Origin of the sequence: Paraburkholderia sediminicola (assembly GCF_046026895.1) — a bacterium.
Taxonomy (GTDB): Bacteria; Pseudomonadota; Gammaproteobacteria; order Burkholderiales; family Burkholderiaceae; genus Paraburkholderia; species Paraburkholderia sediminicola_C.
In genome coordinates this window covers 121,762-134,106 of the sequence record NZ_JAQQEU010000009.1, presented here as the reverse complement: position 1 = coordinate 134,106, position 12,345 = coordinate 121,762, and the positions used below count along the sequence as shown (strand labels likewise).

Sequence of the window (12,345 nt, the reverse complement as noted above, 5' to 3'; positions counted from 1 at the left end):
GTTGACCAACGAATCCAGCGTCACCGATCCGGTGGCCGCCGACCTCGCCGTGCGCGGGTGGCGCAGCGCGTTTCCCCCCTTACAGTGGCTGCGAGTCTATAAGCCCCGATGGCTCTTGAACGACGCGATAGCGGGTACGACGCTCGCGGCCTACGGGATCCCGGTCTCGCTCGCGTACGCATCGCTTGCCGGGTTGCCGCCGCAATACGGCATCTACGGTTATCTCGTCGGTGGACTGTTCTACGCCCTGTTCGGCTCGTCGCGCCAGCTTGCGATCGGTCCGACTTCGGCGATCTCGATGCTGGTCGGCGTCACCGTAGCGGCGATGGCCGCCGGCGATCCCGCGCGCTGGGCCTCGATAGCGGCGCTCACGGCCGTGCTGATCGCCGGCATGTGTGTCGTGGCCTGGCTGCTGCGCCTGAGTTCGCTGGTCAATTTCATCAGCGAGACGATATTGCTCGGTTTCAAGGCGGGCGCCGCGCTGACTATCGCGATGACCCAACTGCCGAAACTCTTCGGGGTCAAGGGCGGCGGGGAGTTTTTCTTCGAACGGATTGCGGTGCTCGGCGGCCAGCTTGCGCAGACCAATCTGGCCGTGCTCGCCTTCGGTCTGGTCTGCATTGCCTTGCTGCTGCTCGGCGAGAAATTTCTGCCGGGGCGTCCCGTTGCGCTCGTCGTCGTGGTTGCTTCGATCGTCGTGTTGTCCGTCACACCGCTGGCCGGTTTGGGATTCAAGCTCGTGGGCGCGCTGCCGCGAGGATTGCCCGAATTCCACCTGCCAGGACTGCGGGTACGCGATGTCGATGGCGTCGTCCCGCTCGCCTTTGCGTGCCTGTTGCTGGCGTATGTCGAGAGCGTGTCGGCGGCGCGCGCACTTGCTCAGGCAAACGGGTACGAGATCGACGCGCGTCAGGAACTGCTCGGTCTCGGCGCCGCGAATCTGGCTGCGGGTTTGTTCCAGGCGTACCCGGTCGCAGGTGGCCTGTCGCAATCGTCGGTGAACGACAAAGCCGGCGCGAAGACCCCGCTTGCACTCGTATTCGCGTCGATTGCCATCTGCCTGAGTCTGATGTTCCTGACGGGTTTGCTCGCCAATTTGCCCAATGTCGTACTGGCGGCCATTGTGCTGGTGGCCGTGAAAGGGCTGGTCAATGTTGGTGAGTTGCGGCATGTCTGGCGGGTAAGCCGCTTTGAATTCGCCATCTCCATGGTCGCGTTTGCGGCGGTGCTGATGTTGGGCATTCTGCAGGGGGTGATTGTCGCGGTCCTGGTTTCGATGCTCCTGATCATCCTGCGTGCCGCGCATCCTCATGTGGCGATTCTTGCGCGTATTCCCGGCACGCGCATTTTTTCGGACATCGAGCGGCACGCCGAGAACGAGACGATTCCACATGTGCTGGCAGTGCGCGTCGAGGCATCGCTGCTTTACTTCAATGTCGAGCACGTGCGCGAGACGATCTTGTGGAAGATCCGCTCGGCGTCCGAGCCAGTCGGATTGCTGATCTGCGACCTGTCCGCGTCGCCGGTTGTCGACCTGGCGGGCGCGCGGATGCTGAACGCGTTGCACGAAGCGCTTCAGGCCTGCGGCACGGCGATGAAAGTGGTGGCCGCACACGCGGACGTGCGGGACATGCTGCGCGCCGAAGGTCTCGAAGATCGTTTGGGCCACATCGGCCGGCGCGACTCGGTGGCCGACGTGGTCGACGAATTCCAGTCGCATCGGGGCGCCGCCGATGGCCCGGATGTGGCGCCCCGGGCCACGACATAGCATGTGGCCGAACCCGTTATCGATGGAGATGATCTATGCGAGCCCAATCCCATATGACCGTACACCTGCTGCCGCGCTGCATCGTGGGCGCTGCGCTGCTGGTCTGTGCGACATTCGGCCAGGCGACGAACCTGAATTTCCTCAAGGACACGCCGATTAGCTACATGAAGGACGCCGACCGTAAGGCACTCAACCAAGCGGCACAAGTGGCGCTCGAAACCAAGAAAGACGGCGAATCGCTGGAATGGAGCAATGCGGGCACCGGCAACTCCGTTTCGATCACAGGCACGGTGACGCCGCAGACCACCACGAAGGAGGGCGATAGAACCTGCCGGACCGCGACACTCGTCGCGATGGCCAAAGGCCAGATGCAAAGCTGGACGCCGAAGGTCTGCAAACAGGGCAGCGGACCCTGGAAAATCATCAAGCAATGAGTGCTCGTGCGAGCCGCCTCGCGGCGGTTTGATCGCATCGGCGTGCCTTGTCGACGGCGAAGTACGGCATTGAGCTGTCTACTGCCGGAACGCCGTAGCGGCTTCCTTGATTGCGCCCATACGTCCGCCTCGGTCTGCAAGCTCTGACCGGGTTGGGGTTCCTCGTGCGACCAAAGTCGTATTGTCCGTGCCGGTGAGAAGAAGCATTGTAGTAACGGCGAGAGGCCGATTCGAGAGATAGGCAAATTTCTCACTGGAGCTCGCCGGCCATGATTCATTGACAACGCACCCATTCGCACATGTGTGTCAGAAGGGTGAACCGCAGACGAGGGCTACGATGGCATGGCATGGCTAACTGGAACATTGCAACACTATCCCGAGATAGCGATATTCCTGTCACTCGCCATCGGCTACTGGGTCGGCGCAAAGAGCTTCAAAGGCTTCAGTCTGGGCGCCGTCACGGCAACGTTGTTGGCTGCCATTGCGATTGGGCAGCTTCATATCACCGTATCGCCGAACGTCAAGTCGGTGTTCTTCCTGATGTTCCTGTTTGCCGTCGGCTACGGGGTCGGGCCGCAGTTCGTGCGCGGCATCGCAAAGGATGGCTTGCCGCAGGCACTCTTTGCGGTCGTGCAGTGCGTGCTGTCTCTAGCCGCCGCGGTCGTTGCTGCGAAAGTGGCGGGTTACGACCTGGGTTCCGCGGCCGGACTCTTTGCCGGATCGCAGACGATCTCGGCATCGATGGGGTTGGCGACGGATGCCATCAACCGGCTGGGGTTGCCGCCCGATCAGACCAAAGTCATGCTCGACGCGATGCCGACCGCCTACGCCATCTCGTACATTTTCGGCACGATCGGTTCCGCGGTAATTCTCGCGACCCTCGGGCCGAAGCTGCTGCGCATCGACCTCGTCGCGGCATGCAAGGAATACGAGGCGAGTCTCGGTGGAACCAAAGAACTGGGCGGGGCTGGCCAGGCCTGGCACCGGTACGAGTTGCGTGCTTTTCGCGTCGTGCCGGACAGCGTGGTGTGCGGCAAAACGGTCAGCCAGGTTGAAGCGCTCCAGCCTGAAAATACGCGCTTGTTCATCGAACGCGTGAGGCGCGGGAGCACGGTCCAGGAAGCGACCCTCGATCTGGTTCTCCAGGCTGACGATGTCGTCGCGATAGCGGGTCCCCGTGACCAGCTGGTCTCTGTGCTCGGGGGCCGCGACGCGACTGGGCCGGACACTGACGATCAGACCGTCGCGGTGCGCGGAGCGCGCGCAGTGGAAGTGGACGATCCCGAACTGCTGGCAGTACCGGCCGAGGGCGTGGACGTCTACATCACCAGCAAGGCGGTGGATGGCAAGACGTTGCAGGAGCTTGCAGGCTTGCCGCTAGCGCGGGGCGTCTATCTCCGGAAGATCAAGCGGGGACCCACCGAAACACAGATTCCCGTGCTGCCCAGCACCAGGCTGCATCGCGGCGACACGATAACGATCGTCGGACGGACTCAGGACACGAGTGCCGCCGCGAAAGCTCTCGGCGTGCTGGACCGGCCGACCAACATGACGGACGTGGCTTTCGTGGCCCTCGCGATCACCGTCGGCGCGCTGGTGGGTGCGATCGTCATCAATGTCGCGGGCATTCCTATCACGCTGTCGACAGCGGGCGGGGCACTGATCGCCGGTCTCGTGTTCGGCTGGCTGCGTGCGATCCACCCAACCTTCGGGCGGATTCCGGAACCGACCGTGTGGTTCATGAACTCTGTCGGTCTGAATGTGTTCATCGCCGTGATCGGTCTAACGGCAGGGCCGGGATTTGTCACCGGGCTGCAGAACCTCGGTCTCGGTCTGTTCCTGTGGGGGGTCATGGCCACCTCTGTTCCTCTGATTCTCGGCATGTTTGTCGCGCGCTACGTCTTTCATTTTCATCCGGCCATCCTGCTCGGCGTGTGTGCCGGTGCAAGAACCACGACCGCGGCGCTGGGGATGATCTGTGACGCAGCGAAAAGCCAGATCCCGGGACTGGGCTACACCGTCACCTACGCGGTGGGCAATACCCTCCTGACGATCTGGGGGATGGTGATCGTGATGATTCTGTCTTGAGCCGGAGAGGGCGTCGCGAGGGCGACACCGGTCCGGCAAACTTCGTTCTGGAGAGCGCAAATGAGCAAGCGGGAAAAGCAGGATACCGAGAAGGCGGCGAGGCTGGCCGCACTCAGTCCGTTTGAACTGAAGGACGAATTGATCAAGGCGGCGGGCGGCGGCGCGGTCGAGCGAGCCGCGAACCTTGCGATGCTCAACGCCGGGCGCGGCAATCCGAATTTTCTCGCGACGACCCCGCGCCACGGCTTCTGGCAACTCGGCCTCTTTGCGATGCGCGAAGCGGAGCGGTCGTTTGCGTACATGCCGGAGGGGCTCGGCGGCTTTCCGAGGCGCGACGGACTCGTCGAGCGGTTCGAACTGTTCCTGCGCGGCAACAAGGGCGTGCCCGGCATCGACTTCCTTGCGAGTGCCGTGTCGTACGTTCGCGATCAACTCGGGCTGTCCGACGGCGACTTCCTGTACGAGATGTGCGAAGGCATTCTCGCGTCGAACTATCCGGTGCCCGACCGGATGCTGAGGCTGTCGGAGGTCATCGTCGGCCAGTATCTGCGCCGGGAGATGATCGGCGACCATCCGTTCATCGGCGAGTTCGATATCTTCGCGGTGGAAGGCGGCACGGCCGCGATGACCTACATCTTCAACACGATGCGCGAGAACCGGCTGATCAAGGCGGGCGACGCGATCGCGCTCGGTATGCCGATCTTTACGCCATACATCGAGATTCCGCATCTGAACGACTATCAACTGAAGGTCGTCGAGGTCAATGCGGACGTGGAAAAGAACTGGCAATACTCGAACAAGGAACTCGACAAACTGCGCGACCCGAAGGTGAAGGCGTTCTTCCTCGTGAATCCGAGCAACCCGCCGTCGGTGCGGATCAGCGATGAAAGCCTTCAGTACATTGCCGACATCGTCAAGGAACGGCCCGACCTGATCCTGCTGACTGACGACGTGTACGGCACCTTCGCCGACGGCTTCGTCTCGCTGTTCGCGCTCGCGCCGAAGAACACTATCCTGGTGTATTCGTACTCCAAGTATTTCGGCGCGACCGGCTGGCGTCTCGGCGCAATCGCCACCCATCGCGACAACGTGCTCGACAAGCTGATCGCCGAACTGCCCGGGGACGCCAGGAAGGAACTACACAAGCGTTACGAGTCGATCACGACCGAGCCGGACAAGCTCAAGTTCATCGACCGCCTGGTGGCCGACAGCCGCACCGTTGCGCTGAATCACACGGCGGGCCTGTCGACTCCACAGCAGGTGCAGATGGTGCTGTTCTCCCTGTTCTCGCTGATGGACACGCCGGACGCGTACAAGAACGCGCTGAAGCGCCTGATCCGCAGCCGCAAGCGTGCGCTTTACGAAGAGATCGGCATTTCATTCGACGACGACGACACGAATCAGGTCGACTACTACACGATTCTCGACCTGGAGTTTCTCGGCGAACGTGCGTACGGACGCGAATTTGTCGAGTGGCTCATGAAGAATACCGAGCCGTCGGAACTGCTCTTCAGACTGGCCCGGGAAGCGCGCGTGGTGCTGCTGCCGGGGCGGGGCTTCGGCACGCCGCATCCGTCCGGCCGCGTGTCGCTTGCGAACCTGAACGAGTCCGACTATCGGAAGATAGGCCACGCCATTCGAACGCTGCTTGCCGATTATGTCGAGCGCTACAACGCCGCAACCGGCAACAAGCTCGACAAGAACAGGGTGCTGTAGATCCCGGCCCCGGACAAACCGGTGATCCCGCCGGTTGCGGCGGCCTTCGCATCCAACCTTTCTCCAGCGAGGAGTACCAGATGACTACGGACAGCGAAAAGATCACACCCTACGACGAGTTCAACTATCCGATTCCAGAGAACGAATTTCCGAAAGACGGGATGTCCGCGCGCGCGGCGGCCGCGGTCGTCATCAGCGCCGAGTGGACCGACGCGAACCCGATGCTGAACATGTCGTCGTTCGTCACCACCTGGGCCGAGCCGGAGGCTGCGGAGACGGCCAAGCGCAACATATTCAAGAACTACATCGACCATGACATGTATCCGCAGGTGTTCGCGATGGAAACGCGGATGGTCAGGTGGCTGCATCAGCTATGGAATGGCCCCAAAGGCGTGGAGCCGTATGGTACGGCGACGGTGGGCTCGTCCGAGGCGTGCATGCTCGGCGGCCTCGCGCACAAGTGGAACTGGCGCAAGAGAAGGGAAGCAGAAGGAAAAGACGCGAGTAAGCCGAATATGGTCACCGGTGGGAATGTGCAGATCGTGTGGAAAAAGTTTTTTCGCTATTTCGATGTCGAACCGCGCATCGTGCCGCTGAGTCCCGGCAACTACCGCCTGACGGCGGAAGAGCTCGGGAAGTACGTCGACGAAAATACTATTGCGGTAGTCGCCATCGCGGGACAAACATTCACCGGCGAGGATGACGATATCCAGGGCATCCATGACTGGCTCGACGACTATGAGAAGCGCACCGGTGTGTCGATTCCGATGCATATCGATGGCGCGTCGGGAGGATTCGTCAATCCGTTCCTTTACCCCGACTACGAATGGGACTTCCGGCTGCCGCGCGTGCAGTCCATCAATGCGTCGGGACACAAGTATGGCCTTGTACCCCCTGGCCTCGGCTGGATCATTTTCCGCGAGCGCAAGGTATTTAATGAGGAGCTGGTTTTCTACGTCAATTACCTAGGTGGCGAAATGCCGACCGCGACGTTGAATTTCAGCCGCAACGCCTTTCAGGTAGCGGTGCAGTACTACATGTTCCTTCGCCAGGGATTCGAAGGCTACAGAAGGGTCATGCAGCACACGTTGGACAATGCGATCGCCTTGCGCGAAATTCTCGTGAACAGCGGCTACTTCACGGTCATGAACGAAGCGCAGCGGATACCCGTGGTAGCGGTGACGCTCGACAAGAAGGTAAAGAACTTCAACGAATTCGATGTCTCGAACAAGGTACGGGAAAAAGGCTGGGTGCTCGCGGCATACACGATGCCGCCCAATGCCGAGGAGATAACAAGCCTGCGGGTCGTGGTGCGGCCGCATATCAATAGGAATGTGGCGGGACTGCTCGCTGAAGACATCGTCAATGCCTGTAAATTCCTCGAGAAAAATGGCGGAAACGCGAAGCCTCCCGCGCTGCACGCGCATGCCGCGGAAAAGACGACGCAGACTAAATGCTGAGGACGCCAAGCGGGAACTGCCGCGAATCGCGAGGGCTTTTGCACAGAGCCGGGATCGGGACGATGCCGATCACTGTCCATTGTCGTCGGGATCGCGGGTTCAGTTTGTCTCGGGGCGTTCCGCGTTGGTGATCGGCACGCAGTGTCGGGTCCCGCGTGACATAGGACCAAGGTCCAATACCTGCCGGCGGGCATCGGGCCTAATCTTAACTCGATGTATTTTTGTTCGGCGATTCCACGGCGGTGTCAATCGGTCTGTTGAGGGCGATGGTCCATTCATGCCGGTTCGACATTAACTTTGATCCTGAGCCCACTTCGTTCGATCTTCGATCACCAGCGTCAATTCGTTGCTTTCGATGAATGTAGACAAGCATTCTCAGGCGCGTCAGATCCGAACTTGTCGCACTTCAACCGAGGAGAGTCTCATGAACCGTCGTACCTTCTTTTCGCTAACGGCGATCGCACTGGCCAGTTCGTTGGCTGCATGCAACACACCTCCCAGCGCGAATGAGGCGGCCAGCAAGCGCCAGCAGACAGATGCCGGCGTCGACGGTGCCCTCAAGAAGCTGTTTGCTGCGACGCCGGGCGCGCAGGCGCAGGCCGACAAGGCCAAGGCCATTCTCGTCTTTCCGTCGGTGATCGCAGCAGGCCTGGTCGTCGGCGGCGAATATGGCGAAGGTGCGCTCCGTCAGGGGGGAACGTCCATCGGTTATTACAAGACCAGTACCGCCTCGTTCGGGTTGCAGATTGGCGCCCAGTCCAAGGCAGTGTTTCTGATGTTCATGACCCAGGACGCGCTCGATAAATTCCGGACGAACGACAAGGGCTGGACCGCGGGCGTGGATGGTTCGGTAGCGGTGGCGAAGCAGGGCGCCAATGGCCAGCTCGACACCGCGACGACGGGTGCGCCGATCGTCGGTTTCGTGCTGACGAACTCCGGCCTGATGGCCAATCTTAGTTTCGAAGGCACCAAGATCAGCAAGCTCGACATCTGACACCGGCGCCGCACCGCAACTCAAGTCTATCGAGGCCTGATTCCAGCACGTGCGCAGCCGTCCTGCCGGGAGACAAGTTATGCTGCTGACACCGATTACCCAACGGACGTTGTCCAGAGAACTGCTCGACGTACTGATCCGTGCAGGCCTCGTTGCTGTTCTGGCCATTTTCTGTTTCCGGATATTCGCCCCGTTCCTGAACCTCATGGTCTGGGCCGTGATCCTCGCGATCACGCTGTATCCGCTTCACGTCAGACTTCGGCGTAGGCTCGCCAACAAGGATAGCCTGGCCGCCACGCTGATCATCCTCGTCGCGTTTGGCGTCATCCTCGTGCCGACCTACCTGCTGGGGGGCGCGGTGGCCGAATCGGTCGACAACGCGATGACCATTTTCAAAAGCGGCAGCTTCAGCATTCCACCTCCCGCCGACTCGGTGGCCAGCTGGCCGCTGATTGGCCAGCGCGTGTACGACTTCTGGCAGCAGGCTTCCGTCGACCTCACGGGTCTTGTGCTGAAGTTCGCTCCACAGCTCAAGGATGCCGGTCTCGTGCTGCTTGGAACGGTTACCGGTCTCGGTGCCGGGCTGCTGCTATTCTTCGCCGCGCTGATTGTGGCTGGCATCCTGATGGCGTACGGCGAGAAAGGCCACACCAGCGCGGTGCAGATTGCCTCACGCATCTCCGGCCCTGAGAACGGCCCGCAGATCACCGACCTATGCACGGCCACCATTCGCGCGGTCGCCCAGGGCGTGGTCGGGATCGCCTTCATCCAGATGCTGCTGATCGGTATCGGGTTCGTGGTCATGGGGGTTCCCGGTGCGGGGCTGCTTGCGCTCGCGGTGCTGCTCATCGGCATCATGCAGTTGCCAGCCACGCTGATCACGGTGCCCGTGATCATCTTCGTTATTGCCACCCAAGGTGTGAGCGCAATGACGATCATTTTCTCGGTGTATGTGTTCGTGGCGGGGCTTGCCGATAACGTGCTCAAGCCATTGCTGCTCGGCCGCGGCGTCGCTGTTCCGATGCCTGTGGTGCTGATCGGCGCGCTCGGGGGGATGGTCACAGGTGGTGTCATTGGTCTGTTCATCGGTCCCGTGGTGCTTTCAGTCGGTTACCAGCTCTTCTGGCGGTGGGTCAAAGACCAGGCAAAGCCCGAGCGGCTAAAAAAAGAAGAACAACAGACCTGAGAGTGCCGGGGCCAATCCGTGTCCGCCGTGGCCCAGAACGCTCGCACACACTGGCTGCTGATCGCGGCCGGTTGTCTGAGCGGATGCATGCGTGTCGGCCCGGACTTTCAACCGCAGCATGAGGCATGGAGCGAGCACTGGAGCAGTGCGTCGATCGAGCAGGTCACACAGCAGGCAACCCAGCCGGACATCCGGCAATGGTGGCGGATATTCGCGGACCAGAACCTCGAGAGTCTGATCGCGCAGGCCGATGCAAACAACGGCGATGTGAAGCTTGCCGGCCTGCGCGTGCTCGAGGCGCGCGCCCAACTGGGCATCGCGGTCGCGGGCCGCTATCCGCAGGTGCAACAGGCCAATGCCGACGTCCTGGCCTCGGCGCGCAAACGCTCGGATGGATTCAATCCGCACTCAGGCGGCTACTGGCAGTACGCGGCGGGTTTCAGCGTCGGCTGGGAGCTGGATTTCTGGGGGCGCTTCAGCCGCGCAATCGAATCTGCCAATGCCGGGTTTTTCGCGGCGCAAGCCAGTCGGGATGGCGCGTTGGTGCTGCTGCACGCACAGGTCGCCGATACGTATTTCACGCTACGCACGGCCGAAGCGCGCCTGCGCATTGCGCGCGAGAACGCCCAGTTGCAAAAGCGCAGCTACGAGATTGCGCAAAAGCTCTTCAAAAGCGGGGAGACCGATGAACTCGATCTCCAGCAGGCGAAGACGCAGTATCTCAGCACGCTGAGCAGCATCCCCGACTTCGAAAGCCAGATCGTGCTCGCGCATCACGCGTTATCCGTGCTGCTTGGACGGCCGCCTGGCCCGTTGCCGGAACTGAATGTGCAAGCGGGCAAAGGGGGAGTATTGCCGATCGTGGATCGGGCCGTACTGCAGGATGTCCCGGCAGATCTCTTACTGCGCCGCCCGGATGTACGCGCGGCCGAATTGCAGATGGCCGCGCAGTCCGCGCTCATCGGCGTGGCCGAGGCCGATTTCTACCCGTCCGTGTCGTTGCTCGGCTCGCTGGTCTGGAGCGCCAGTTCGCTCACTGGCGCACCGAGTACGCTGGCGCTGGCCGTCGGCCCGAGCGTTACGTGGAACCTGTTCGATCACGGCAAGATAAGCAACAACGTGCGCGTGCAGGACGCCCGGCTGCAGGAGCTGACGGTCGCCTACCAGAACACCGTGCGCGAAGCGGCCCGCGAGGCCGACGACGCCGCCACGGCAATCATCGCCGCGTGGCAGCGCGACACCATCCTGAACGACGCGCAAGGCGCTGCGCAGCGCTCGCTCAAGCTCGCGAATACGATCTACCGGGAAGGGTACTCGGACTTCCAGCGGGTCCTCGACGCGCAGCGCGCCCTGTTCGCCCAACAGGATGCGTACATCGTCAACCGCGGCAACGCGGTGGGCGGTCTGATTGCGCTCTACAAGGCGCTCGGTGGAGGCTGGTACTCGGAACAGCCGCTCGTCGATCCCGCGACACGCGAGCAGATGCAGCAGCGCACCGACTGGGGTGACCTGCTGAACGAGTCGAATGCCGCATCCGCCGCCTCGCCAGGAGGTTCGTCCCGATGAGCGACAAGCCCGAGCCCACCGCCGTCACGCCGCCGAAGCCGCCGGCGGCTGCCGCTGACCCGTCGGGCAAGGCGGTGAAGTGGGTCGTCTGTGTGATCGTGGTCAGCCTGATCTGGTATCTGTTCGCCGATCGCTTCACCCCTTATACGCAACAGGCGCGCGTTCAGGCTTACGTCGTATCCGTCGCCGCGGAAGCATCGGGGCGAGTGACCCGCGTCCTCGTGCATAACAATCAGGAAGTCAAAGCGGGCGACGTGCTCTTCGAGGTTGATAGCGTGCCATACCGGATCGCCGTCGATCGCGCGCGGGCCGACCTCGAGTCGACGCGCCGGCAGGTCGGTGCGAGCACGGCAGGGATCGATTCGGCGCTTGCATCGTTGCGCGCGGCGCTCGCGAATGAAGTCAAGGCACGCCAGGACAGCGAGCGGCTCGAAAGGCTGTATCGCGAGGATGAGGGCACCGTCTCGCTGCGGCGTCTCGAAGTGGCGCGAGCGACGCACGAGCAGGCCCAGAGCCAGGTTGCCGCAGCGCGTGCCGAAGTGGAGCGGGCGCGCGAGCAGCAGGGTGGCAATGAGGCGGAAAACGCCCAGTTGCGCAGCGCTGGCGCCGCCGTGGAAAAGGCCGAACTCGATCTTGCCAATACCCGGATCAGGGCGCGCTCCGGCGGCGTCATCACGGATCTGCGCACGGAGGTCGGCCAGTTCGCGGCGGCGGGCAATCCGGTCATGACGCTGATTGCAATCCGCGACGTGTGGGTCAGTGCGGATATGACCGAAAACAACCTGGGGCATCTGCGGCCCGGCACACCCGTGGCGATTGCGCTGGACGCGCTACCGGGCGAAGTTTTCGAGGGACGGCTTCGCAGTATCGGCTATGGCGTGAGCGTGGGGCAGAGCGCGCCGCCCGGCGGTCTGCCCACCGTACAGAACAGCCGCGACTGGCTGCGCCCCGCGCAACGCTTTCCGGTCATCGTCGAGTTCGAACCGGTTGAGAGGGCGCGCCTTCACAACGTTCGTGTCGGCGGACAGGCAGAAGTGATGGCGTTTCCGGATCCGGGTAATCCGCTCAATCCGCTGGGTCGCGTGTTTCTGCGCGTGATGAGCTGGGTCTCGTACCTTTACTGAATGGCTAAC

At 62.2% G+C, this 12,345-nt stretch carries 9 protein-coding genes; all 9 read left to right on the top strand.

The features are described from left to right. The first annotated feature begins 1 nt into the window (after window position 1). The 9 genes from PQR02_RS09315 (at window position 2) to PQR02_RS09275 (ending at window position 12,336) form a co-directional block, all read left to right on the top strand. Window positions 2-1,768, top strand: coding sequence for a SulP family inorganic anion transporter (locus PQR02_RS09315; RefSeq protein ID WP_408228714.1), 1,767 nt, complete (start codon window positions 2-4; stop codon window positions 1,766-1,768). Window positions 1,769-1,803: 35 nt separating this feature from the next. Next, a complete protein-coding gene (locus PQR02_RS09310) occupies window positions 1,804-2,202 on the top strand; it encodes an RT0821/Lpp0805 family surface protein (RefSeq protein ID WP_408228711.1) in 399 nt (132 codons plus the stop codon). A 342-nt stretch (window positions 2,203-2,544) separates the two neighbouring features. Beyond that, window positions 2,545-4,290 carry an aspartate-alanine antiporter gene (gene aspT / locus PQR02_RS09305; protein ID WP_408228708.1) on the top strand — a complete coding sequence of 582 codons (1,746 nt, stop codon included), beginning with the start codon at window positions 2,545-2,547 and terminating at the stop codon, window positions 4,288-4,290. A gap of 60 nt (window positions 4,291-4,350) precedes the next feature. Continuing rightward, on the top strand, window positions 4,351-6,006 hold the full coding sequence (locus PQR02_RS09300) for a bifunctional aspartate transaminase/aspartate 4-decarboxylase (RefSeq protein WP_408228705.1): 1,656 nt from the start codon (window positions 4,351-4,353) through the stop codon (window positions 6,004-6,006). 80 nt (window positions 6,007-6,086) lie between these two features. Further along, window positions 6,087-7,466 carry a glutamate decarboxylase gene (gene gad / locus PQR02_RS09295; protein WP_408228839.1) on the top strand — a complete coding sequence of 460 codons (1,380 nt, stop codon included), beginning with the start codon at window positions 6,087-6,089 and terminating at the stop codon, window positions 7,464-7,466. Between the two features lie 424 nt (window positions 7,467-7,890). Beyond that, window positions 7,891-8,460 (top strand): BPSL1445 family SYLF domain-containing lipoprotein, encoded by a 570-nt coding sequence (locus tag PQR02_RS09290; RefSeq protein WP_408228702.1) that lies wholly within the window; start codon window positions 7,891-7,893, stop codon window positions 8,458-8,460. A gap of 79 nt (window positions 8,461-8,539) precedes the next feature. Further along, window positions 8,540-9,646, top strand: coding sequence for an AI-2E family transporter (locus PQR02_RS09285; RefSeq protein ID WP_408228699.1), 1,107 nt, complete (start codon window positions 8,540-8,542; stop codon window positions 9,644-9,646). An 87-nt stretch (window positions 9,647-9,733) separates the two neighbouring features. Next, complete coding sequence (locus PQR02_RS09280) at window positions 9,734-11,212, top strand: TolC family protein (RefSeq protein WP_408228836.1); 1,479 nt, start codon at window positions 9,734-9,736, stop codon at window positions 11,210-11,212. Further along, the gene (locus PQR02_RS09275; RefSeq protein WP_408228696.1) at window positions 11,209-12,336 is read left to right on the top strand and encodes an HlyD family secretion protein; all 1,128 of its coding nucleotides are present in this window, start codon (window positions 11,209-11,211) and stop codon (window positions 12,334-12,336) included. Before PQR02_RS09280 ends, PQR02_RS09275 begins: the two co-directional genes overlap by 4 nt. Window positions 12,337-12,345: the final 9 nt, after the last annotated feature.